The 23,048-nt window shown below is 68.5% G+C and carries 25 protein-coding genes; 10 read left to right on the top strand and 15 right to left on the bottom strand.

The annotated features are described in order from the left end of the window. Positions 1-43: 43 nt before the first annotated feature. A complete protein-coding gene (locus ACM6LU_RS04640) occupies positions 44-1,021 on the top strand; it encodes an NAD(P)H-quinone oxidoreductase (RefSeq protein WP_414936289.1) in 978 nt (325 codons plus the stop codon). A gap of 52 nt (positions 1,022-1,073) precedes the next feature. On the opposite strand, the gene ACM6LU_RS04645 is transcribed toward ACM6LU_RS04640, so the two are convergent. Further along, on the bottom strand, positions 1,074-2,273 hold the full coding sequence (locus tag ACM6LU_RS04645) for a cysteine desulfurase-like protein (RefSeq protein WP_414936290.1): 1,200 nt from the start codon (positions 2,271-2,273) through the stop codon (positions 1,074-1,076). A gap of 134 nt (positions 2,274-2,407) precedes the next feature. Here ACM6LU_RS04645 and ACM6LU_RS04650 point away from each other — a divergent pair, with 134 nt between their 5' ends. Beyond that, positions 2,408-3,016 carry a bacterial proteasome activator family protein gene (locus ACM6LU_RS04650; protein ID WP_414936291.1) on the top strand — a complete coding sequence of 203 codons (609 nt, stop codon included), beginning with the start codon at positions 2,408-2,410 and terminating at the stop codon, positions 3,014-3,016. Positions 3,017-3,075: 59 nt separating this feature from the next. On the opposite strand, the gene ACM6LU_RS04655 is transcribed toward ACM6LU_RS04650, so the two are convergent. From ACM6LU_RS04655 to ACM6LU_RS04670, 4 genes are read right to left on the bottom strand one after another with little or no spacing between them, the layout of a single operon-like run. Then, complete coding sequence (locus ACM6LU_RS04655; RefSeq protein WP_414936292.1) at positions 3,076-4,191, bottom strand: epoxide hydrolase family protein; 1,116 nt, start codon at positions 4,189-4,191, stop codon at positions 3,076-3,078. A gap of 52 nt (positions 4,192-4,243) precedes the next feature. Then, positions 4,244-4,456 (bottom strand): hypothetical protein, encoded by a 213-nt coding sequence (locus ACM6LU_RS04660; RefSeq protein WP_414936293.1) that lies wholly within the window; start codon positions 4,454-4,456, stop codon positions 4,244-4,246. Further along, positions 4,440-5,429 carry a spore coat protein gene (locus ACM6LU_RS04665; protein ID WP_414936294.1) on the bottom strand — a complete coding sequence of 330 codons (990 nt, stop codon included), beginning with the start codon at positions 5,427-5,429 and terminating at the stop codon, positions 4,440-4,442. Before ACM6LU_RS04665 ends, ACM6LU_RS04660 begins: the two co-directional genes overlap by 17 nt. Next, entirely contained in the window at positions 5,426-6,172 is a 747-nt protein-coding gene (locus tag ACM6LU_RS04670) for a cytidylyltransferase domain-containing protein (protein WP_414936295.1), read from the bottom strand. The genes ACM6LU_RS04665 and ACM6LU_RS04670 overlap by 4 nt, the downstream gene beginning before the upstream one ends. 49 nt (positions 6,173-6,221) lie before the next feature. Here ACM6LU_RS04670 and pseB point away from each other — a divergent pair, with 49 nt between their 5' ends. Both pseB and ACM6LU_RS04680 read left to right on the top strand, forming a co-directional pair. Further along, positions 6,222-7,205 (top strand): UDP-N-acetylglucosamine 4,6-dehydratase (inverting), encoded by a 984-nt coding sequence (pseB, locus tag ACM6LU_RS04675; protein ID WP_414936296.1) that lies wholly within the window; start codon positions 6,222-6,224, stop codon positions 7,203-7,205. Next, positions 7,198-8,370: a DegT/DnrJ/EryC1/StrS family aminotransferase gene (locus ACM6LU_RS04680; RefSeq protein ID WP_414936297.1), complete on the top strand. Its 1,173-nt coding sequence runs from the start codon at positions 7,198-7,200 to the stop codon at positions 8,368-8,370. Before pseB ends, ACM6LU_RS04680 begins: the two co-directional genes overlap by 8 nt. On the opposite strand, the gene pseI is transcribed toward ACM6LU_RS04680, so the two are convergent. Genes pseI through ACM6LU_RS04700 form a run of 4 tightly spaced genes read right to left on the bottom strand, consistent with a single transcriptional unit; the run spans position 8,367 to position 11,014 of the window. Next, entirely contained in the window at positions 8,367-9,422 is a 1,056-nt protein-coding gene (gene pseI / locus ACM6LU_RS04685) for a pseudaminic acid synthase (protein ID WP_414936298.1), read from the bottom strand. The genes ACM6LU_RS04680 and pseI overlap by 4 nt on opposite strands. A gap of 30 nt (positions 9,423-9,452) precedes the next feature. Continuing rightward, positions 9,453-9,911 carry a GNAT family N-acetyltransferase gene (locus ACM6LU_RS04690; protein ID WP_414936299.1) on the bottom strand — a complete coding sequence of 153 codons (459 nt, stop codon included), beginning with the start codon at positions 9,909-9,911 and terminating at the stop codon, positions 9,453-9,455. Continuing rightward, positions 9,908-10,348 carry a hypothetical protein gene (locus tag ACM6LU_RS04695; RefSeq protein ID WP_414936300.1) on the bottom strand — a complete coding sequence of 147 codons (441 nt, stop codon included), beginning with the start codon at positions 10,346-10,348 and terminating at the stop codon, positions 9,908-9,910. Before ACM6LU_RS04695 ends, ACM6LU_RS04690 begins: the two co-directional genes overlap by 4 nt. Before the next feature lie 36 nt (positions 10,349-10,384). Further along, complete coding sequence (locus tag ACM6LU_RS04700; protein WP_414937087.1) at positions 10,385-11,014, bottom strand: hypothetical protein; 630 nt, start codon at positions 11,012-11,014, stop codon at positions 10,385-10,387. 143 nt (positions 11,015-11,157) lie between these two features. On the opposite strand from ACM6LU_RS04700, the gene ACM6LU_RS04705 reads away from it, so the two are divergent. Genes ACM6LU_RS04705 through ACM6LU_RS04715 form a run of 3 tightly spaced genes read left to right on the top strand, consistent with a single transcriptional unit; the run spans position 11,158 to position 13,844 of the window. Next, positions 11,158-12,111 carry an ABC transporter permease gene (locus tag ACM6LU_RS04705; RefSeq protein ID WP_414936301.1) on the top strand — a complete coding sequence of 318 codons (954 nt, stop codon included), beginning with the start codon at positions 11,158-11,160 and terminating at the stop codon, positions 12,109-12,111. A gap of 3 nt (positions 12,112-12,114) precedes the next feature. After that, positions 12,115-12,939 (top strand): ABC transporter ATP-binding protein, encoded by an 825-nt coding sequence (locus tag ACM6LU_RS04710; protein ID WP_414936302.1) that lies wholly within the window; start codon positions 12,115-12,117, stop codon positions 12,937-12,939. Further along, entirely contained in the window at positions 12,936-13,844 is a 909-nt protein-coding gene (locus ACM6LU_RS04715) for a glycosyltransferase (protein WP_414936303.1), read from the top strand. Before ACM6LU_RS04710 ends, ACM6LU_RS04715 begins: the two co-directional genes overlap by 4 nt. A gap of 347 nt (positions 13,845-14,191) precedes the next feature. On the opposite strand, the gene ACM6LU_RS04720 is transcribed toward ACM6LU_RS04715, so the two are convergent. The 4 genes from ACM6LU_RS04720 to ACM6LU_RS04735 form a co-directional block, all read right to left on the bottom strand. Beyond that, on the bottom strand, positions 14,192-15,706 hold the full coding sequence (locus tag ACM6LU_RS04720) for a hypothetical protein (RefSeq protein ID WP_414936304.1): 1,515 nt from the start codon (positions 15,704-15,706) through the stop codon (positions 14,192-14,194). 12 nt (positions 15,707-15,718) lie between these two features. Beyond that, entirely contained in the window at positions 15,719-16,267 is a 549-nt protein-coding gene (locus ACM6LU_RS04725; protein ID WP_414936305.1) for a DUF3558 family protein, read from the bottom strand. 5 nt (positions 16,268-16,272) lie between these two features. Continuing rightward, positions 16,273-16,749: a hypothetical protein gene (locus tag ACM6LU_RS04730; RefSeq protein WP_414936306.1), complete on the bottom strand. Its 477-nt coding sequence runs from the start codon at positions 16,747-16,749 to the stop codon at positions 16,273-16,275. 145 nt (positions 16,750-16,894) lie between these two features. Further along, the gene (locus ACM6LU_RS04735) at positions 16,895-17,659 is read right to left on the bottom strand and encodes an ESX secretion-associated protein EspG (RefSeq protein ID WP_414936307.1); all 765 of its coding nucleotides are present in this window, start codon (positions 17,657-17,659) and stop codon (positions 16,895-16,897) included. 114 nt (positions 17,660-17,773) lie between these two features. Here ACM6LU_RS04735 and ACM6LU_RS04740 point away from each other — a divergent pair, with 114 nt between their 5' ends. Further along, entirely contained in the window at positions 17,774-18,016 is a 243-nt protein-coding gene (locus ACM6LU_RS04740) for a hypothetical protein (protein ID WP_414936308.1), read from the top strand. A 374-nt stretch (positions 18,017-18,390) separates the two neighbouring features. Here the strand turns inward: ACM6LU_RS04740 and ACM6LU_RS04745 are convergent, their stop codons facing one another. Further along, positions 18,391-20,316 (bottom strand): glycosyltransferase, encoded by a 1,926-nt coding sequence (locus ACM6LU_RS04745; protein WP_414936309.1) that lies wholly within the window; start codon positions 20,314-20,316, stop codon positions 18,391-18,393. Positions 20,317-20,322: 6 nt separating this feature from the next. Next, positions 20,323-20,802 (bottom strand): GtrA family protein, encoded by a 480-nt coding sequence (locus tag ACM6LU_RS04750; RefSeq protein ID WP_414936310.1) that lies wholly within the window; start codon positions 20,800-20,802, stop codon positions 20,323-20,325. A 101-nt stretch (positions 20,803-20,903) separates the two neighbouring features. Between ACM6LU_RS04750 and ACM6LU_RS04755 the strand changes: the two genes are divergently transcribed. Further along, positions 20,904-22,274 (top strand): FAD-binding protein, encoded by a 1,371-nt coding sequence (locus ACM6LU_RS04755; protein WP_414936311.1) that lies wholly within the window; start codon positions 20,904-20,906, stop codon positions 22,272-22,274. Further along, on the top strand, positions 22,271-23,026 hold the full coding sequence (locus ACM6LU_RS04760) for a decaprenylphospho-beta-D-erythro-pentofuranosid-2-ulose 2-reductase (protein WP_414936312.1): 756 nt from the start codon (positions 22,271-22,273) through the stop codon (positions 23,024-23,026). The genes ACM6LU_RS04755 and ACM6LU_RS04760 overlap by 4 nt, the downstream gene beginning before the upstream one ends. Positions 23,027-23,048: the final 22 nt, after the last annotated feature.

Below are 23,048 nucleotides of genomic sequence, written 5' to 3' on the forward strand. Positions count from 1 at the left end.
CGACGTTCGGCGGACTTCAGAACACCGGGATAGGGTCGGCTGTATGTATGCGATCACCATCCGTGAGCCCGGCGATCCCGATGTTCTCGAATGGACAGAGGTGGCGGATCCGGTGGCGGCCGAAGGCGAAGTGGTGATCGACGTCGCGGCGAGTGCGGTGAACCGCGCTGACCTGCTGCAACGCCAAGGTCTCTACCCGCCTCCGCCGGGTGCCAGCGAAATCCTCGGCCTCGAATGTTCGGGCACGGTCGCCGAAATCGGCGAAGGCGTCGAAGGATGGCAAATCGGGGACGAGGTTTGTGCTTTGCTCGCCGGTGGCGGCTATGGGGAAAAGGTCGCCGTTCCGGCCGGACAACTGCTTCCGCTTCCCGCCGAAGTCGAATTGCTGGCGGCCGCGGGACTTCCCGAAGTCGCGTGCACGGTTTGGGCCAATGTGGTGATGCACGCCGAGCTGTCCGAGGGCGAGGTTCTGCTCGTGCACGGTGGCGCGGGCGGGATCGGCACGCACGCGATCCAGGTCGCCAAGGCGCTCGGCGCGACGGTCGCGGTGACGGCGGGTTCGGAAGAACGGCTGGAGAGCTGCCGCCAGCTCGGCGCCGACATCACGATCAACTACAAGGAGCAGGACTTCGTCGAGGTTCTGCGCGCCGAGACCGGCGGCGCGAACGTCGTCCTCGACAACATGGGCGCGAAGTACCTCGACCGCAACGTCGACGTGCTGGCCGCCGACGGGCGGCTCGTGATCATCGGCATGCAGGGCGGGATCAAGGGCGAGCTCCACATCGGCAAACTGCTGGGCAAACGCTGCAGCCTGTACGGCGCCGGCCTGCGGGCGCGGCCGCTCGAACAGAAGGCGGCGATCGTCGCCGACGTCCGCGAACGGCTGTGGCCGCTGGTGGGGCAGGGTTCGGTGAAGCCGATCGTCGGGCAGGTCGTGCCGATGGCCGAAGCCGCGTCCGCGCACCGGGCGCTCGAAGAAGGCACCGTTTTCGGCAAGGTTCTGCTCGCCGCTAAATCCTGACCGGCCAGGCGCAGCCTGTCCGTCGAGGGTGGCGGCGGGGCGGGGTCCGGGCTTAGCGGATCTCCTCCAGTACCCGGACCAGCTGATTGACCTCGAAGACGTTCGAGTAGTGCGCGAGGCCGATCCGCACGGCGCCGCCGATTTCGGCGGCGCCCAGTGACCCGAAGACGCCGCTGGTGCCGTCGTCGGCGAAGGCGCAGAGCCCTTGCGACGCGAGATACTCCGCGACCTCTGGCGACTTCTTGCCCGCCACGGCGAAGGCCAGCGCGGGAATCCGGCGCATGGCGTCGCCCATGACCATGACGTGCCGCAGCGAACGCAGCTCCGTGGACAGTTGCGCCAGCAGTCCCGCGTGGTACGACTTCGCCGAACCCAGCGACGTCACCAGCCGCTCGCGCCGCGAACCCATCGCCGCGTCGTCCAAGCCGGCGAGGTAGTCGATCGACGCGATCAGCCCGGCGAGCAACGGGTACGCGTGCGGCCCCAGTTCCATCCGGGCCGGGCCGCGCGCGGCCGGGTCGAGCGAGACCGACGGCAGCCGTTCGAGCAGTTCGGGATCGCGGAAGACCAGCGCCCCCACCGATGGTCCGCCCCAGGCCTGCGCCGAAACCACTATCACGTCGGCGCCGAGCGCGTTGAGGTCCAGCGGCACGAACGGCGCCGCGTACGTCGCGTCGACGACGACCAGCGCGCCGACGCGTTTGGCGAACTCGATCACCGTCGGGACGTCAGGCCGGGTGCCGACCGAACCGGACGCCAGCGTGACCGCGACGACCTTGGTGCGAGCGGAGACGAGGTTCTCGTACTGCCACGCGGGCAGCTCGCAGGTCTCGATGTCGATCTCGCCCCATCGCACGACCGCGCCGACACGTTTCGCGGCGCGGCGCCACGGCGCGAGGTTGGCCTCTTCGTCGAGCCGGGAGACGACGACCTCGTCACCGATCGTCCAGCGGTCGGCCATCGCGTCGACGAGACGGCGGATGAGGTCGGGCGCGTTGGGTCCGAGCACGACTCCGGCCGGGTCGGCGCCGACCAGGTCGGCGACCGCCCGGCGAGCGGCCGTGACAATGCTTTCCGCGCGCTGGGAGGCCGGAAACGCTCCGCCCGGCCCCGACACCGGAGCACGCATAGCCGTGGATACGGCCGAAGCGACCTGTTCAGGTACGAGCATTCCGGCGGCGCCGTCGAAGTGAATCCAGCCGTCACCCAGCGCGGGAAACAACCCACGGATACGAGCGACGTCGAACGCCATGGGGACACCGTACGGACGTGCGGTTCGACGCTTTACCCGGGGTTGGGTGCCCGACCACGGGGCGCGACGATTCCCGCTACGCTCGGAGACGGCGCCGAAAACCACGCTGCGCTTCGTACCCGACGTAAGCCAGGATGGAGCACATGACCGACCCAGTTTCCCGCGAATCGACCACCCCCGGCGACGGCGGCGGAGACTCCTCTCCCCACGTGGTGGTCGTCGGTCCCGACGGCACCCCGGTCGGCACCGCGCGCCTCGCCTCCGGCTCCGGCGAGCAGGGCGAAGGCGAGCAGCACGAGGAGTCGCTCGGCGACCTCGTCGAAGAACCCGCCAAGGTGATGCGGATCGGCACGATGATCAAGCAGCTGCTGGAGGAGGTCCGCGCCGCACCGCTGGACGACGCCAGCCGCACGCGCGTGCGTGAGATCCACCAGACCTCGATCCGCGAGCTGGAGCAGGCGCTGGCGCCGGAACTGCAGGACGAGCTGGAGCGGCTGGTGCGGCCGTTCACCGAGAATTCGACGCCGTCCGATGCCGAGCTGCGGATCGCGCAAGCTCAGCTGGTCGGCTGGCTGGAAGGGCTGTTCAGCGGCATCCAGACCGCGCTGTTCGCGCAGCAGATGGCCGCACGGGTGCAGCTGGAGCAGATGCGGCGCGGTCTCCCTGCCGGCCCTTCCGCCGGCGGCGGCACGGGCTTTGGCGGCGGTCCCGGTGAGGCGCACGGGCCCGGCCAGTACCTCTGACGCTCACGAGCGCGCTATGAACGGTCCGTTCCTTGCAAATTTTGCAAGGAACGGACCGTTCATAGCGTCCGGGGGTTGCGCAGCGGGCTGAAGAAGGTCCGCAGGTCCGCGATGAGCAAGTCCGGCACCTCCAGCCCGGGGAAGTGACCGCCGCGGTCCGGAGTGGACCAGTGCACGATGTTGTCGGTGCGCTCGGCGAGGTGCCGGATCGGGTGGCCGGTGTCCTTCGGGAACACGGCGACCCCGGTGGGCACAGTGGACTTCGGCGGTTCCTCGCCCCAAGCCCCGCCCGGCGCGGCGTAGATCCGCGAAGACGAGTTCGCCGTGCCGGTGAGCCAGTAGAGCATCGCGTTGGTGAGCAGATCGTCGCGATCGATCGCTTCTTCGGGGACGTCGCGCGAGTCCGAAGAGGACTCGAACTTCTCCACCAGCCACCCGAGCTGCCCGGCCGGTGAGTCGGTGAGCCCATAGGCAAGCGTTTGCGGCTTGGTCGCCTGGATCATCGCGTAGCCCAGCTCGCCGTACTGGAACTCCTCCGGATCCGACTCTGACACCGCCTCAGCGCTCGGCAACATCGTCAGATGCGCCCCGATCACCCGTTCCGGGCACCGGACGCCCACGGCGCGCGAGACGATCGCGCCCCAGTCGCCGCCGTGCAGCCCGAACCGCTCGTACCCGAGCCGCGACATCAGCACCGGCCAGGCGCCGGCGATCCGGTCGGAACCCCAGTCCGCCTCGGTCGTCGGCCCCGAGAAGCCGAACCCCGGCAGCGACGGCACGACGATGTGGAACGCGTCGTCGGGGTCGCCGCCGTACGCGCGCGGGTCGGACAGCGGCCCGATGACGTCGAGGAACTCCACAATGGACCCGGGCCAGCCGTGCGTGAGCACCAGCGGTATCGCGTCCGGCTCCGGCGACCGCGCGTGCAAGAAGTGGACGTTCGCGCCGTCGATGTTCGTCATGAACCCCGGGAAGCCGTTGAGTCGCTCCTCGTGTGCCCGCCAGTCGTAGCGGAGGCGCCAGTACTCGACGAGGTCCTGGAGGTACCCGAGCGGCGTGCCGAGCCCCCAGCCGACACCGTCGATCTCGTCCGGCCAGCGGGTGTTCGCCAGGCGGGTGGCGAGGTCGTCGAGGTCGCGCTGAGGAACGGCGATCTTGAACGGCGAGATGGTCATGCGACGACGGTAGGGAGGATCGAGGACAGCCGCGGACCTCGATCCAGCGGGCTCATACCCGGAACTGCGGCAAGACCCAATCCGACATCAGGTCGGCGACGTCCTCGACCCGTTCCTCTTCCACCTCCCTGCCCTCCGACCGGAGGAACAGGATCGTGTCGATCAACTCGATCTCCCTCGCGAGCAAGGGCCGGATCTGCAAGATGCTCGTTTCCCTGGCGACGGCGTCGAGGAGAGTGGCCCGGAAATCACTGCTGACGTCCATGTCCCCCGCTCAATCCCCAGACGGCTTCCACCCGGTCCAGTACCCGGTCCACACCCTGCCCGTCCACAACGGACGCGGCCGTCTCCGAGAATCGCCGCCGCACCACCGGATCCCGCAGCAAGGTCCGCAGCGTCTCGACGGCGTCGTCGTTCAGTGCCGCCGCGCTCCCCAGGCCGGCCGCGAGCCCGAGGTCCAAAGCTCCCCGGTACCCGGTCTCCTGGTTGTCGACCAGCCGCACGACGCCGGTCGGAACTCCGAGGCAGCACAGCTCCAGCAGCGTGACACCGGCCGCGCTCACCGCCACGTCCGTCTCCACCAGCAGGTCGAGCAGGCCAGGACCGGGCGGCGCGATGCGGAATTCCTGGCCGGGCAAGGCCTTCGGCACCACCGGTTCACCACGCACGAGGACATCGGCGACGAACGGCAGGCCCGTGTCACGCAAGGCATGCAGCAGCGCGCTGACCGTCTCGGCCCATTCCGTCCCGCCGCCGAGCACCACGGTCACGTGCGGCCGCTCGGCCCCCTCGCGGCCGCGACGCTTCTCTCGCGCCTCCCGGACCACATCTCGCAGCGGCGCGTAGGCCACTCCTCTGAGCAGTTCGGTGGAACCGTCGTCGGGCCGCGGCGCGGGCGCGAAGCCACAGTCGACGACGAGGTCCGCCGCGCGCCTGCCGAACACGTCGTCCTCGATGGACACCAGCAGCGCACCGGCGGCGTTGACGCTTTCACGCAGCTCGCCGAGGCCGTAGTGATCGACGAGCACCACGTCGAAGCCGTCGAAAGGCACGGACGGCAGTACCGGCACGGACAGCTCCCCGAACCGGGCCGCCAGCCACTCGGCGTTGTCCACGAAACCCGAGAACGCGACCTCCCAGCCCCGCGCGACCGCGCGTTCGGCGTAGGCGACCATGCGCGAGACATGGCCCGCGCCGATCGTCCCGGAGGCGTCGGCCCGCAGCACCAGTCGAGTCACCGGGCCACCTTTTTCTGCTCCACGTGCGCGTTGAGTCTCGCGAGATCGGGTCGCGCGCGCAGTACGGCGACCACTTCGCGCCAGTCGCCGACGCGGTCTCCCAGCTCGGCGACGACACCTTCGATGACCGCCCAATCCTCGGCGGTGTCCAACGTCACGCGCAGGTCCTCGGCGGGCGGGCTGACCACGACACCGAAGCAGGAGTACGTCTCCGGCCGCGAGTAAATGCCGGATGTCACGTGCTCCCGGTCGGCACCACGGGCGGTCTCGACCTGCTCGGCCAGCACTTCCGCACGCACGAGTTCGGCGTCGAAGCCGCGGGGCAAGGTACGCACCAGGGTCGTGCTCAGGTAGTCCAGCGAGGGCTGGGCGCGCCACAGGGTGACGAGCTGCCCGATCAGTGCCGGGTCGAGCAGCGGGCAGTCGGCGGTGAGCCGCACCACGGCATCGGCGGGATGAAGCGCACAGGCGGCGGCGAACCGCGCGAGGACATCGTCCAGCGGGCCTCGGGCGACCAGCGCGCCGTGCCGCTCGGCCTCCGCGGCCACCGCGTCGTCTTCGGCTTCGGTGGAGGTCGCGACCACGACGTCGTCGATTCCCGGCGAGGCCGCGGCGGCACGGACGACCCAGCCCAGCACGCTCCGGCCGGACAGGGGCCGCAGCACCTTGCCCGGCAGCCGGGTCGACGACGCCCGCGCCTGGATGACGGCGTTGACCACGTGGGCCCCGGGGGCTGGATCCATGGGTGACATGATGGCCTGCGGCAGTAGCACCGAAACGCGGAGGTCGACGATGTCCGAGCTGGATGGCTCCAGCATCCTGCTCACCGGCGGGACCGGTTCGTTCGGCAAGGCGTTCATCACCTACGCCCTGGCCGAGCTGAACCCGCGACGGCTGGTCGTGCTCTCCCGAGACGAGCTCAAGCAGTACGAAGCGCGTCAGCAGTTCGACAACGACCCGAGGCTGCGCTGGTTCATCGGCGACATCCGGGACCGCCGCCGCCTCGAGCGCGCGATGCACGGGGTCGACTACGTGGTGCACGCCGCCGCCCTCAAGCAGGTCGACACGGGTGAGTACAACCCGTTCGAATTCGTGCAGACCAACGTCGTCGGCTCGCAGAACGTCATCGAGGCCGCGATCGACACGGGCGTGAAGAAGGTCGTCGCGCTCTCGACCGACAAGGCGTCCAGCCCGATCAACCTCTACGGCGCCACGAAGCTGTGCGCCGACCGGATGTTCATCAGCGCGAACCACTACGCCGCGACGCATCCGACCAGGTTCTCAGTGGTCCGCTACGGCAACGTGATGGGCTCGCGCGGAAGCGTGATCCCGTTCTTCCGCGCGCTCGCGGCCAAGGGCGAGTCGCTGCCCATCACGCACAAGGAGATGACCCGTTTCTGGATCACCCTCCCGCAGGCCGTGCAGTTCGTGGTCGACTCGTTCGACCAGATGAACGGCGGCGAGCTGTACGTGCCGCGTATCCCGAGCATGCGGCTGGTCGAACTCGCGCAGGCCATCGCGCCCGGGTCACCGATGCACGAGGTCGGCATCCGGCCCGGTGAGAAGCTGCACGAAGAGATGATCGCCCCCGACGACGCCCGCCGCACGCTGCGGCTGACCGACCGCTACGTCGTCCAGCCGCATATCGCGGGCTGGGGTTACGAGCCGCCGTCGAGCGGCACCGCCGTGGCGGAGAACTTCGCGTACCGCTCGGACACCAACGACCTGTGGCTCGACGCCGATGAGCTGCGCGACCTGGTCGAGCAGTATGGCTGAGTCCGATGCCGCCTCCGCGGGAAAGAGCACGTCGGCTGACTTCCTCCCCTACGGCCGTCAGTCCATCTCGGACGAGGACATCGCCGCGGTCACCGAGGTACTGCGCGGCGACTGGCTGACCACCGGCCCGGCTGTCACGCGGTTCGAGGAAGACCTCGCCGAGCACACCGGCGGCACCCCCGCCGTCGCCGTCACCTCGGGCACCGCGGCACTGCACGTCGCGTACGCGGCGGCCGGGATCGGACCCGGCGACGAGATCGTCACGTCACCGATGACGTTCGTCGCCACCGCCGCGACGGCCGCGCTGCTCGGCGGCAAGGTCGTCTTCGCCGACGTCGAGGCGGACACCGGGAACCTCGACCCGGCCGCCGCTTCGGCTGCGGTCACCTCGCGGACCAAGGTCGTCGCGGCCGTCGACTACGCCGGACACCCCGCTGAGCTGGACGAACTCGGCCGCATCGCGCACGACAACGGCGCGCTGCTCCTGGAGGACGCCGCGCATTCCGTCGGCGGCAACTGGCAGGGCAGGCCGGTCGGCTCGCTCGCCGACCTCACCACGTTCTCCTTCTTCCCCACCAAGAACCTCACCACGGCCGAAGGCGGCGCGGTGATCGCCGGTTCGGACGAGCTGCTGGCGCGCGCCCGCGGCTTCCGCAACCACGGGCTGGTGCGGGACAAGGCCGCGCAGCGTTATCCGGACGAGGGCGCGTGGCACCAGGAGGTGCATGAGTTCGGCCTCAACTACCGGTTGCCGGATGTGTTGTGCGCCTTGGGAAGCAGCCAGCTGCGACGGCTCGCGGAGTTCAAGAAGCGCCGCGCCGGGATCCATGCGCGCTACACCGCCGCACTGTCCTCTTTGGACAGCGTACTGACGCCCGCGGTACGCGACGGCGCGGACCCGGTGTGGCACCTGTACCCGCTGCGAGTCCTCGAAGGACGACGGCGCGCGTTGTTCGACCACTTGCGCGCCAAGGGAATCGGCGTGCAGGTCAACTACATCCCCGCGTACTGGCATCCGGTGTTCGAAGACCTCGGATACCGGCGGGGCCTGTGCCCGAACGCGGAGCTGTACTACAGCCGAGAGCTTTCGCTGCCGCTGTTCCCGGCGTTGACCGACGCCGACGTGGACCGCGTCATCGACGAGGTCCACGCCTTCTTCGGCTAGATCAAGCCCCAGCTGAGCGCGGTGCCCTTCGGGACATCAGAGGCGAACTCGCGGCCGAGCACGTTCACGATCTCCGACGGCGCCAGCCCACCGGCGGGCCGGATCGAGCGCACGTTCTCCCGCGTCACGGTGTCCCCGGCACGCACGTCCTCGACGACGTAGAGGGACCGCCGCAGCCGCAGTCCTTCCTTCTCGCTCTCGCGCGGCCCGATGACCGCCGCGCCCAGCGCCTCCCAGGCGCGATGCGACTCGGTGACCAGCGCGGCCAGCTCGGCGGGCTCCAGGGAGAACTCCGAGTCGACGCCGCCGTCGCTCCTGGCCAGGGTCACGTGCTTCTCGATCGCGACGGCGCCGAGGGCGACGGCCGCCAGCGGGGCGCCGATACCGGGCGTGTGGTCGGACAGGCCGACGAGCGTCCCGGTCACACCCGCCAGGACGGGCAGGCCGCGCAAGTTGCTCTCCGCGGGCGAGGCGGGGTAGCTGGCGGTGCAGCCGAGTACGATGAGCTGGTCGTTACCCGCCCCACGCGCGGTTCGCACCGCCGCGTCGATCTCGGCGACGCTGGCCATCCCGGTCGAGATGATCAGCGGTTTGCCGGTCTTCGCGCACAGTTCGATCAGCGGCAGGTCGACGATCTCCGACGACGCGATCTTGTACGCGGGCGCGTCCAGCGATTCCAGCAGGTCGACCGCGGAGGGGTCGAACGGGCTGGAGAAGATTTCGAGACCGTGGGCGCGGGCCCGTTCGAACAGCGGCTCGTGCCACTCCCACGGGGTGTGGGCGCGCTCGTAGAGCTGGTAGAGGTTCTCGCCGCCCCACAGCGAATGCGAGTCGCTGACCCGGAAAGCGGGGGTGTCGACGTCGATGGTGATCGTGTCGGGCCGGTAGGTCTGCAATTTGACCGCTTGCGCGCCGGTTTCGGCGATCGCGTCGACGATCTCCAGCGCCCGGTCCAGCTCACCGTTGTGGTTCCCGGACATTTCGGCGATGACGAACGGCGGATGCCCGGCTCCGATGCGGTGCGCGCCGATCCGGACTTCCTTTGCTGACATGGACGAAACGCCTCCCTGACGACGGTCTGCTCAAGCCACAGTCTTACGCAGCTTCCGGAAACCGTCGACGGCGGGCGCGGTCTCGGTGTACCCCGCCCGGTCGAAGAGCGCGGCCGACGCGGCGTTGTCCTGGTGCACGGCCGCCACCACGACCCGCGCCCGGTGACCGGCGGTGAAGGCTCGCTCACCCGCGGCCAGTACCGAGCCCGACAGGCCACGGCCCCGGCTTTCCGGCGCGAGGGTGATGCTGACCTCCCAGACACCCTCCTCCTCGCGATCGAACCGGACGGTGCCGACCGGGACCCCGTCGAACTCGACGACGTACAGCGCTCTCTCGGTCGACGCGAGTACCCCACGCAGCCAGGCCGAATGCTCGTCCAGCGCGATGACGCCGGTCGAACGCGAGGCCTGCCGGGTGCGGGGGTCGTTCCGCCAGTCCAGCAGCAGCCCGGCGTCGGCCTCCGTGGCCGCTCGGGCCAGTACGGTCACCGAGCCTGGTCGGCGGTCTCGCGCTGCTGGTCTTCGAGGCGGCGCAGCCGGTCCTCGTAGCGGGCGATGCCGGCCAGCCGGACGCGGATCTGGGCGTGCTGACGCTGGATCTCCTGGATCAAGCTGCGTGCCTCGGCCAGTTCGGGCTTGTCTGCGTGCGCCGGCAGCGAGATCGACACGCGCAGATCCTCCAGCTGGGCCTCCTGGGCCGCGACGCTCGGGATCAGCCGGTCCAGCTCGGCGCGGGTCCAGCGCAGGTCACCGCGTGCGTGCTCGAGGCCGCTCTCGGCGCCGTCGAGCCGTCGGCGGTGGTCCGCGGTGGCGTGTTCGAGTTCGTTGACCCGCCCGTTGAGGTCGCGGAGCCGCTCGTCGATCCGGAAGTCGATGAGCCGGGCGATCCGGCCGATCACGCCGTTGCGGAGTTTCTGCACTGCCATGGGGTGGTTCCTTCTCAGGGTGGGCTGACTGCGGTGTCAGCGCAGGAGTTCGGTTTCGCCGGTCTTCGTCCAGGAGTCCAGCAGCCTGCCCTCGGCGGCGATCTGGTGTTCGGGGCCGACGATGCAGGAGTCGCCCGCGGCGTGCTCCCAGTGGGTCTGGTCCGGGTCGTCGATGAACGAGAAACCGGACAGGATCAGGTTGGCGTGCGGGAACGACGTCCGCGCGATCCAGGCGGCCAGCGTCCCGGTGGTCGACCACAGGCCCTGTTCGCGGCTCGGCAGGCCGAGCGCGTCCGAGAGCGGCAGGACGACTTCACGGTTCGGCACCGGCACGTAACCGAGGTCACCGGGCCACCAGCCCGGGATGTCTTCGGGTTCCCAGTGCATCCGGCCCGGCTCGACCAGCAGGTAGAGCCGCTGACGGTAGTCACGGAAGACGTGCTTGGTGGCGCGGACGGCGCGGTTGAACACGACGACGTGCACCCGGCTGCCGACGGTTTCGGGGCCGCCCGGCTCGTCCACGACGAAGCCGTTGACCCGGATCACGAGGTCACAGGCGTCGATGGCCTTCGCCCGCCGAGGGTCCGGCGGCAGCGGCTGATTCCCGACCACGGCCACCGAACGGGGCTCCGGCCGGTCGGCGTATGCGGCGAGCAGATTGACCATCAAGCTCGCGTCGCCGAGTGCAGCAGTCATGAGGGCAGAAAGTACCAGGCACGCACCGCGTCCGGGCGCCAAGCCGACGGTAGCTTTCCGTGTCCGGCCGGGGCGGCCCAGGCACCGGCCGCCCCATCGGTACCCTCGTTCCCGTGCATGCCACCAGCACGGTTCACGCCGCCGACAGTGCTGCGCCGACCTCGGTCCCGCCGATTTCGGACAGCAAGACCTTCGCGCGCGCGTTCGCCGACATCAAGACCGGTTTCGCCGCCAAAGAGCTGTGGGGACACCTCGGCTGGCAGGACATCAAGCAGCGCTATCGCCGCTCGGTGATCGGCCCGTTCTGGATCACCATCAGCCAGGGCGTCATCGCACTCGGCCTCGGACTGCTGTACTCCCAGCTGTTCAACATGCCGACGGCGACGTTCCTGCCCTACATCAGCACCGGCTTCATCATCTGGGGCTTCATCAGCGGCTGCCTGTCCGAGGGCATGGAGACCTTCATCTCCAACGAGGGGCTGATCAAACAGCTCCCGGCGCCGCTGTCGGTCTACGTGCTGCGGACGGTCTGGCGCCAGACCCTGATGCTGGTGCACAACCTGATCGTCTACGTGATCGTCGTTTCGATCTTCTTCACCGCGCTGAACCACAAGTACACGCTGAACACCGGCAACTGCGACGGGAACTTCTCCGGTATCTGCCACCCCGGTATCGGCTGGTACTCGCTCACCGCGATCCCCGGTTTCTTCCTGCTCGCCCTGAACGCCGGCTGGGTCACCTTGCTGCTGGGCATCATCTCGACCCGCTACCGCGACATCCCGCAGGTGATCAGCTCGGTCATTCAGCTGCTCTTCTACCTGACGCCGATCGTCTGGCCGATCGACCAGCTGATGGACGGTGGCGCGCGGGTCGGCACCTCGTGGGCGCTGCCCTACGTTTACGGCAACCCCTTGTTCCATTTCATCCAGATCGTGCGCGCGCCGATGATCGGGCAGGCCGTCAGCCCCTACAGCTGGGTGGTCGTGGGTGGCATCACCGTCATCGGCTGGATCCTCGCGCTGGTCGCGATGCGTAATTACCGTTCCCGCGTCTCTTATTGGGTGTGACAAGTGGTCAGCATTGATGTGCACAACGCCTTCGTCGACTTCCCGATCTTCGACGCGAAGACCCGCTCGCTGAAGAAGCGGGTGCTGGGCAAGGTCGGCGGCAAGATCGGCACCGAGAGCAAGGTGCCGATCATCGAAGCCCTCCACGACGTGACGCTTTCGCTGAAACAGGGCGACCGCGTCGGCCTGGTCGGCCACAACGGCGCCGGGAAGTCGACGCTGCTGCGACTGCTGTCCGGAATCTACGAGCCCACGCGCGGCTCGGCGAAGATCTCCGGCAAGATCGCGCCGGTCTTCGACCTCGGCATCGGCATGGACCCGGAGATCTCCGGGCTGGAGAACATCATCGTCCGCGGCCTGTTCCTCGGGATGACCGCGAAGCAGATGGAAGCCCGCGTCGACGACATCGCGGAGTTCACCGAACTCGGCGACTACCTGCAGATGCCGTTGCGGACCTACTCGACCGGTATGCGCGTGCGGCTGGCGCTCGGCGTGGTCACCTCGATCGACCCGGAGATCCTGATCCTCGACGAGGGCATCGGCGCGGTCGACGCGGCGTTCCTCAACAAGGCGAAGGACCGGCTTAAGGACCTCGTGAAGCGGTCCGGGATCCTGGTGTTCGCCAGCCACTCGGACGAGTTCCTCTTCGAGCTCTGCGACTCCGCCATCTGGATGGACGAGGGGCATGTCAAGCAGCGCGGTTCGCTGCGCGACGTGCTCACCGGCTACAAGGGGCGCGACCCGTTCGAGAGCATGAGCAAGGAGACACTGCAGCGGTTCGGCATCGAGCCGGAGCCGGTGTCGCTGACGAACGGCGGCCAAGGATGACCAGCGAGACCCGGCAGTTACCCGAAGGCGCCGTCGTCGGTGTCGTCGTCACGCGCCATCGGCGGGAACTGCTTTCGGACTCGCTGAAGGTGATCGCCGCGCAGACGCGGCCGATCGATCACCTCGTCGTGGTCGACAACGGACCGGACCAGTCGGCTCGGGGCGTCGTCGAGGACTATCCGCTTCCCTTCACGTACCTGCCTTCACACCGCAATCTCGGCGGTGCGGGCGGGTTCGCGCTCGGCATGCTGCACGCGCTTTCGCTGGGCGCGGACTGGATCTGGCTGGCCGACGACGACGGCCGCCCCGCCGACGAGAACGTGCTCGCGATCCTGCTGGCCGAGGCCGAAAAGCGGGGCCTTGCCGAGATTTCCCCGGTGGTGTCCAACATCGACGCGCCGGACAAGCTCGCGTTCCCGTTGCGGCGCGGGCTGACCTGGAAGCGTTCGTCGTCGGAACTGGGCGTGGACTTCCTGCCAGGTATCGCCTCGCTGATGAACGGCGCGCTGTTCCGCGCGTCCACTTTGGACGTCGTCGGCGTGCCGGACCTGCGGTTGTTCTTCCGCGGCGACGAGGTCGAACTGCACCGGCGCCTGGTGCGCTCGGGACTGCCGTTCGGCACCTCGCTCAAGACCGCGTACCTGCACCCGGACGGCTCGGACGAGTTCAAGCCGATGCTGGGCGGCCGGTTCCACGCGCAGGATCCGGAGAACGAGGTCAAGCGCTACTACACCTACCGCAACCGCGGGTACCTGCTGTCGCAGCCGGGCATGCGCAAGATCGGCGCGCTCGAAGTGGTGCGGTTCGGGCTGTACTTCGTCGGTGTGAAGCGGGACCCGAAGGCGTTCCTGCAGTGGCTCAAGCTGGTGCGCCAGGGCCGCAAGGAGAAGTTCTTCCGCTACTGAGACGGCTTCCAAGTACTTGAAGGCCGCCGCCTTCCGTGCGCTAGGCGCCAGGGTCCCGGCAAAGTCGAGGTCTGCAGGTCAGGCGAATATTCGTCGCTATGTGACCTCGCGGAGCTTGATCAACAGAGGTTCAGGGACATGCTCCCTCCGGTAGACGCCCGAGTGGGGAGGATTTAGGACGTTGAACGTCCGAAATCCTCCCCACTCGACCCTTACGGGCACTGGCGATGCCGAACCCGGATTACCACCAGCAGTGCAGACCAGCAGCTCTGCGACCCTGCCACTAAGCGCGGGGGCCTCCATGGACTTCAAGCGGGCAAAAGCGCCGGTACCGAGCCGGACGTCCTCTATTCGCCGATCACCGGCGGCGCGGTGCGCATGTCGGTCCCGAAGACCTCGTCCGGGTCGCCCTCGACGAGGTACGTCGGACGCTGGTGCTCGGTGTCCTCGTCCCCGTCCGCCTGCTGACCGCGGCCACCCATACCGCCACCCATACCGCCACCCATACCCGGCCCGCCACGACCGGCCGCGCCACCGCCGAGACCACCCATACCGCGGCCCGCCGCCGCTTCGGCGGCGCCGACACCGCCGGGACGGGCCGCGCCGGACGCGGACCCCGAACCGGGCGTGGAACCGGCGCCGCTGCCGGGGCCGAATCCGGTTCCGCCACCGCCGCGGCTGTTTCGTCCGTTGTACTCGGAATCACCCATCCCGCCGCCGCCCATCATGGGCGCCATCGGCATGGGGCTCATCGGCATCGCGTTCGAGTTCGAGGGACCGGGCGTGCTGATCGGCGCCGGTCCGCCCTGGAGACCGGACGGTGTCGTCCCCGAGGGGAGGCTGCCGGATCCCGTGCTCGAACCGGGGCCGGGGAGGTGGCCGGTGCCACCCGGCGGGATGGCGGTGCCGCCACCGCCGCCGCCCCCACCGCTGCCAACTCCACCGCCACCGCCCCCACCGCCGCCGCTACCGGGCGGGATGTAGGTGTTGCCGGGCGGGTTCGAACCAGGCGGGTTCGAACCGGGAGGCAGCTCGTACGGCTGCGGCCTGATCGGGGTTTCGTCGATGCCTCCACCGCCGCCCACGCCGAACTTCGGCGGCTCGGCGAACGCCGGCTGCTTCGACGCGGCCTCGTACAAGGACTTGTCGTAGGCCTGCATGGCGGAAGCCGCCTGGGTGTGGGCCTCCTGGCTGTCCTTCTGCTTCTGGATGGACTTGTCGATGTTGTCGCCGAGGTTGAATGGGTTCGACGTCATCCAGCCGCCGACCTCGTCCTTCCAGTTGAAGGGGATCGGCGCGGGCATCACGTTCTTCACGTGGGAAGCCGCGGTGCCCTGGTCGTAGATCGTCTCGGACGCGAGCTTCGCGTTCTGGGAGTTCGTGTCCGACCACTTGCTGAGGCTCTTGAAGTAGCCCTGCGCGTTGCCCGCCGCGTCACCTTCCCAGGTGCCCTGCGACGCCGTGACGGCCTTGTCCATCGTCGTCGAGAAGGTGTTGAACGCCTTGTGCAGGTCGTGGTACGCCGTGGAGACCTCGGTGACCTGCTCGACGTTCAAGTCGCTCTTGATGAACTGCTCGAGCTTCTCGTGGTCGTAACCCTGGTAGTCCGCGTTCGACGGCTCCAGCCCCTCGACGTACTGGACGTCGCCGTTCTTGGTCAGCTGATCGACGTTCTTGTCGCCGACCTCCTGGGACTGCTGGTGCGCCTTCCCGGAGGCCATGAACTGCTTGACCGCACCGAACAGCCAACCGTCACTGGGGTCGACGCCCTCCTGGGCCTTCTGCTGGAAGTACGCGTCCCGTCCCGCGGGCGAAAGGTCGGAGACCTGCTTCTCGCTCAGGTTCGGTGTCTTCGTGGTCATCCTGATTCCCCCTTAGCTCTTCGGAAGCTTCGGTTCGACGATGTCGGCGACCTTCTCGGCGATCCCACAGGCCTTCTCGGTGTCGTCGGCCGCGACCAGGACGTCGACACGCGCCGACGCGCCGAGTTCGAGGGCCATCAAGCACCCCGCCGGGGGCCTGGGTGCCAGAACCGCCTTGCGCCCGTTGACATTGCCGGTGGTCTTGCCGTTACCGGCGTCGCTCACCGTGTCGAGACCCTGTGTGTCACGGACACCGACACCGATCGAAAGGCTTTCCGAGGCTGTCGCCGCCTCCTTGTTGAGCGTGCAGAGACGGGCTCCGCCCGCGTTTTCGGTCGTCGGTGGCTTGAATGTCCCATAGGACGCCAGGTCCGTCGCGCCGACGAGTGAACACGGGTCGATCGACGCGGTGTCCGCGCCGGACGTGGGCGCGGCGCCGGACGCGCTCGACGACGCAGGAGGGGCTGACGGCGCGGGACTGGCGTTTCCCGGCTTTTCGCTGGAGCACGCGGCCAGCAGCAGGGCGGCCGCGGCGAGCGGCACCACGTAGAGCTTCTTCATCGTCCTCAGGCCTGAACCTTCTTGGTGGCGTCGAGCGCCCGGTCTTCGGCACCCTTGTACAGTCCGGCGGCCCTGGCCAGCGCCTCGTCGGCGTCCTTGACCACCTGCTCGAACTGCCCGATGACCGCGCTCGCGGAGTTGGCCGACTGGGCCGCGCCCTTGTGGTCGTGGGCCGCGACCGCCTTGCCGTAAGGGTGGCCACCCAGCTGCGGTGCGTCGTTCAGCGCCATGGTCTTGATCTTCAGCGCGCTGAGTTCCTCCGACATGTTCGCCAGCGCCTCACGAAGCGGCTTGACACCCTCTTCGCTGATCTTGAAGCCGCCGCTCTTGGCGGCCGAGACCAGCTTCTGGGTCTCGGCGCTGACCTTGGCGATCGCCTCCTGGTTCAGCCCGCCCTTGGCCACATAGCCGGCTGCCGCGCCCATGGCGGCGCCGATCGAGTAGTCCGGTGCCGCCTGTCCGCCGTCCGCTTCGAAAGCCATCGTCCGCCCCACTGCATCGTCTGCTCGCCCGTGCGTACCGCCCGGCAGTCTACTAGCCGGGCAATCGGCGCAACGGTGATTCTCCGATCACCGAAGATCTCTCCAAAACTGTGACGAAACAGGCGTCAACCCGGTTCCCGACGGTTCAGAACTGGCCTTCGAGCTGGGCGTACAGCTGTTGCGCGATCCTCGCGTTGTCGGCCGGAGCGTAGGTCAGCCAGCTTTGCCCGTCGGCCGCCTGGCGCGAGGTCATCATGAACCGGCCAGCTTCGGTGTCGAACCAGGCCAGCGGCGGGAAGACCTGGCCGCCGCGGATGAACACACTGAACTGGCCCACGCGCGTCTTCGGCTTCTCGAAGATCCGCTCCACCTGCCGCTGCTGCGGGTTCGACCCGTGAGAACGGGGACCGCTGACACCGGCGAAGGGGTCGTAGGCGTCGTCGTTGCGAGGGCGCTTCGGCGCGCTGACGGGCTTCGCGATGGTGACGGACTGGCCGGGGCCCGCAGGGGTGAGCGGCAGCAGGTCGACGATCGACGCGACGATCGCGGTCGGCCTGGTCTCCTCGAAGACGAGCAGGTTCTCCTCCTGGCGCGCGACGACCGCGAACTGGCCGTTCGTCGCCGCCCTCGCGAAGAGCTGCTTGTCCTTGTCCATCTGCGCGACCGCCCAGACGGCGAGCTGCGGGTTGACGAACGTGGCGAGCGCGAGTTCGACGTCGGCGTCGAGCCTGCCGCCGCGCATCAGGCCGCGGCCTTCGAGATCACGGAAGACTGCCTCACGCACCATCGCGCGCTGATCGGTCGTGGTGCCGATGTGCGGGACGTCGAACGGGACCGGCGCCGGCCCGAACCGGCCGTGTTCGAGCAGGATGTCCACCGCCGCCAGCGACAGCGAGAACGAATGCGGCATCGCCTTTTCCCCCCGCGGGTGTCTTGTTCGTCGGGATGAACGTAGTCCACGTACCCGATACGCCCGCAGCGAACCCGCTTGCCCGGCTGTGATCAAGACTGGTGCCATGGGTCCATGGCAGATCAGAAACCCGCGCTCGTCCTCCATCTCGCCGCCGGCGGGGAGCCGCTGCTCTTCGCGCTCACGGCGGAAGAAACCGAACGGCTGACCAAGGACCTTTCGCATTTCGTCCGCACCGGTTCGGTCCAGACGGTCCAGACCAAGGACGACTCCGAGGTGGCGATCAACTTCTCCCATGTCGCCGCCGCCTACATCGACGACCTGAACCGCAAGAACCGGGTGTTCGGGTTGCACTAGTCGCGGGAAGAGCTTCAAGCCCGTCTTGATCTCCGGGCGGCTGGCGGCGACCAGCAGGAAGGTGGCTTTCCGGACGAACCGCTGGGGGTGTCGTCCGGCGACTACCGACGTGCTGCCGTTGGCCGCGACCAGCGCGCCCGCCGCCCGGGCCGCGGGCAGTGACGGCGAATCGGCGAGGCCCGCGTCGAGCCGCTCGCGGACGGCCACGTCGGTCCGAGACGGTGCTCCACGCGGCACGACACGCCGCGGGACTGATGCCCCCAATGCCACATTGGGGGCAGCGACCCTCAGCCCACTCACGACCCTGGGCCCAGATGCAAGGAACGGTCCGTTCCTCGCGAAATTTGCGAGGAACGGACCGTTCATGGCATTGCCTACAGCTCGTAGAGCCGCTTCCAGTTGTCCCGCGACGTCAGTTCGGGCATGGAGCGCTTGTACTGCTCCTGCACCGCGGCGCCTTCCTTGCGAAGCCGCTGGATGACCTTCGCGCCCTTCCGTGCCAGGTCGAACATCTTCGCGCGGTCGTACGAGCGGACCCGCACGCCTTCCTGCGATGCGTCGGTGACGACGGCGGTGTCGAAGGTCGCGACGTGCCACCAGTGGGCCTCGTCGATCGGGATCGCGCCGAGCGAGTGACGGCTGCGGCCCAGCACCCGGTCGAAGATCCGCTTGATCAGCACCAGGCGCTGCATGCTGGGCCGCGGCGCGCTGTTGATGATGCCGATGTCGTTCGACGCGATGCCCGGGACGTCGGTGGCCTTGTGCCGCTTCGTCTCGGGGAACTCGTCGCGGATCCGGCGGATCTCCTTCATCGCGGCGACGCCGCCGTCACGCAGGACCTCCGGCCCCTCGAGGAAGTCCTCGACGGCCTTGATCAGCGTGGCGGACAGGCCGTACTGCATGCCGAGCAGATACCGGACCAGCTGCGCGACGAGTACGCGCGAGAGCAGGTTCAGATTGAACGGCGAGTGCAGCGCGGCGGTGATGATCGAGTTCCGCAGGTTGAAGTAGCGGTGCCACTCGTCCCAGTCCTTCCAGTGGAAGTCGGCGTGCCAGACGCCGGCGCCCGGAAGGGTGACCGTGGGGAAGCCGTGCGCACGGGCGCGGTAGCTGTACTCCGCGTCATCCCACTGGAAGAAGAACGGCAGCGGGTAGCCCGTGGCCTTGACGACCTCGTAGGGGATCAGGCACGACCACCAGCCGTTGTACCCGGCGTCGAGGCGGCGCTCCTGGCGGTTCGGCTTGAGGGTCTCCTCGTCGACGCCGAGCAGGTCGGCGGTCGAGAGCGAGTGCGTGACCGGCTGGCCGGGCTCCAGCGTGTTCAGCCGGGCGTACTCCGCGCCGACGTGCAGCTGGTTCGGGTGCAGCAGGTTCAGCATCTGCCCGCCGACGATGACCGGGTTGACCGTGCGGTTGGAGAACGCGGTCATCCGGATCACTAGATCCGGCTCCAGCAGCACGTCGTCGTCCATGAACAGGACGTTCGCGTGCTCGGTCTCGGTGTGCCCGGCGACCTCGTAGAGGCCGCGGGTGAAGCCGCCTGCACCGCCGAGGTTCGGCTGCTTGATGTAGTGCAGCTTGTCGCCGAGGTCCTTCGCGACCTGCTCGAAGCCGTCACGCGACTCGACGAGGTCGGTGCCCTGGTCGGCGACGTAGATCGCGTCGAGCGTCTCCAGCGAGGAGACGTCGGCGGCGAGCGCCTGCAGGTTCGACAGGCAGTCGTCGGCGCGGTTCATCGTGCAGATGGTCACCGCGGTCGGGCGGATCTTCTCCGGCGCCTCGACCGTCCAGCGGACGTTCTCGACGCGGAGCGACTGGCCGCCCTCGGTCTCGAGGTCGAGCCAGAGCGCGCCGCCGTCGTAGAACTTGTCGAGCTTCGCGGACAGCGTCACCTTCTGCCGCTTCGCGCCCGCGACGATCTCGGCGGCGACCACACGCGAGTCGCCCTCGATGTCGGAAGCGCCGACGGACAGCTGCCCGTCACCGGTGACGACGGCCTCGACGGCGACCTCGGTCACGTCGGTCCAGCGCTGCCAGTAGCTCGCGGGGAAGCGCCCGAAGTAGGTGTTGCCGGACACCTTCGACGCCGGCTCGATGGCGATGCCCGCGCGCTCGCGCACGGCACTGCCCCATTCGAGCTCGGCGTAGAGGTCCTTGCTGACGATAGGGGCCGGGCCGGCGTAGAGCCCGCGCTGCGCGGTGAGACGGCCCTGCGGGGTGCGTTCCGCGAAGCGGGTGTCGTCGACAGTGCTCACCATGGCGCTCGGGGCCTCTCCGGTGACGGCGGCTTTACCGGGCATGAATCCTCAGTTCTCCTCTGTGCTTATGGCGGTGGCGCGGGGCTCACGGAAGACGACCCACTTGAGCATGACGAAATTGATCACGGTCGCGGTTGCCTGCGAAACGACCCAACCGAAAGTGGCCTTCCAGGCCGACTCCGGCAGGACGTGCAACATCGTGCGGTTGACGCCCACGGCGACGAGGAACGTTACGGCGTACAGGAGTACGAAGCTACCGATCTGACGTGCGCCCTCCTGGCGTCCACCGGCGAAGGTGAACTTGCGGTTCAGGAAGAAGGCGGTCGTGGTGCCCACGATGAAACTGAGCGCGCGGGCGATGTCCACCCACGGCGACACGTCCATTCCGAGGGCACGAAGCCCCTGGTAAACACCGAAATCAACCAAGGCGCAGAAGCCGCCGACGAGCGCGAAGCGGATGAGCTGCCCGAGCAGCCCGGGAGGGGACGGCGCTGCCGTCGAACCGGCTTGCGGGTCGGTCGCCACCACTGCTCTACCTCATAAACTGCTGGGGCTGGTGCCCAAAGTGTAGAAGCGAGCACTTCAGGGTCACGTTCCGGGCAGTGTTCGGCGTGGTTACCCTGGTCGGCGTGACCCAAGCACCCAAGACACAGCGGCAGACGCTCATGGGCTGGGCGAGGACGTCGCCGAGTATCGCGGACGTCCTGAGCACCCCCGACGTGGAGTCCATCGCCCGCGCGGTGACGCAGGCCGGGGAACGCGGGGTCATCGCGCGCGGTCTCGGCCGGTCCTACGGCGACCCGGCCCAGAACGCCGGCGGCCTGGTCATCGACATGACCGCGCTGGACCGCATCCACTCGATCGACCCGGATTCGGGCATCGTCGACCTCGACGCGGGCGTCAGCCTCGACAAGCTGATGCGAGAGGGCCTCCCCTACGGCCTTTGGGTCCCGGTGCTGCCGGGTACCCGGCAGGTGACCATCGGCGGCGCGATCGCGAACGACATCCACGGCAAGAACCACCACTCGGCTGGCAGCTTCGGCAACCACGTCGTGTCGCTGGACCTCGTCACCGCCGACGGCCAGGTGCGCACGCTGACCCCGGAGGGCCCGGACTCGGAGCTGTTCTGGGCGACAGTCGCGGGCATCGGCCTGACCGGCGTCGTCGTCCGGGCCAAGATCCGGATGACGAAGACCGAGACGGCTTACTTCAAGGCCGACATCCAGCGCACGGCGAATCTCGACGAGACCCTGGCGCTGGTCACCGACGGCTCCGAAGACAACTACACGTACTCCTCCGGCTGGTTCGACTCGATCTCCACCGGTTCGAAGCTGGGCCGCGCCGCCTTTCAGCGCGGCTCGCTCGCCAAGCTGGACGAGCTGCCACCCAAGCTGCGCGTGGATCCGCTCAAGTTCAATCCGGGCACCCTCGCGACGCTGCCTGACGTGTTCCCGAACGGGCTGGCCAACAAGCTGTCGTTCTCGGCGATCGGCGAGCTGTACTACCGAAAGACCGCGAAGAACGCGCGCGACCAGATCCAGAGCCTGACCGCGTTCTACCATCCGCTGGACCTGTTCGGCGAGTGGAACCGCGCCTACGGCTCCAGGGGTTTCCTGCAGTACCAGTTCAGCACGCCGCTGAACGCGCACGAGCCGCTGCGCCGCATCATCCAGAAGGTCGCCGACTCCGGGCACGTGTCGTTCCTCAACGTGTTCAAGCAGATGGGCGAGGGCAACGCGGCGCCGCTGTCGTTCCCGCACCCCGGCTGGATGGTCTGCCTCGACTTCCCGATCAAGGACGGCCTGAGCCGCTTCTGCCAGGAACTCGACGAGGACGTGCTCGCGCTCGGTGGCCGCTTGTACACGGCGAAGGACTCGCGGACCTCCGCGGAGAACTTCGCGAAGATGTACCCGCGGCTCGAGGAATGGCGCAAGGTCCGCGCTTCCGTTGACCCCGAAGGCGTTTTCGCCTCTGACATGTCCCGAAGGTTGGAACTGTGATCGACGCTGTGGGCAACCCCCAGTCCCTGCTGCTGCTCGGCGGCACGTCCGACATCGCGCTCGCGATCGCGGAGAAGTACCTGGCCGAGCGCCCCCTCCGGGTCGTGCTGGCCGGGCGCCAGTCCCCGCGGCTCGACGCCGCGGCCCAGCGCTTGAAGGACAAGGGCGCCGAAGTGTCCACTGTGGACTTCGACGCCAAGGACACGGACTCGCACCCGGCCGTGCTGGACAAGGCCTTCGATGGCGGCGACATCGACGTCACCGTCGTGGCTTTCGGCCTGCTCGGCGACCAGGAGGAGCTGTGGCAGGACCACGCGAAGGCCGTCGAGGCGGCGACCGTGAACTACACGGCCGCGGTTTCGGTGGGTGTCGCGCTGTCGAACAAGCTCAAGACGCAGGGCCACGGCAAGGTCATCGCGCTGTCGTCGGTCGCCGGTGAGCGCGTCCGCCGGTCGAACTTCGTCTACGGCTCCTCCAAGGCCGGTTTCGACGGCTTCTACCTGGGTCTCGGCGAGGCCCTGGCCGAGTTCGGCGTGCAGATCACCGTCGTCCGCTCCGGCCAGGTCCGGACCAAGATGACCGAAGGTCTCAAGGACGCCCCGCTGACGGTGGACGCCGCGCAGGTCGCCGAAACCTCGGTCAACGCCTCGCGCGCCGGTAAGGAACTGGTGTGGTCGCCCGCGCCGTTCCGCCTGGTCATGTCCGCCCTGCGGCACATCCCCCGGCCGATCTTCCGGAAACTGCCGATCTAGGGAACGACAACCCCCGCATTTA

This window comes from Amycolatopsis sp. cmx-11-51 (genome assembly GCF_047608665.1).
Classification (GTDB): Bacteria; Actinomycetota; Actinomycetes; order Mycobacteriales; family Pseudonocardiaceae; genus Amycolatopsis.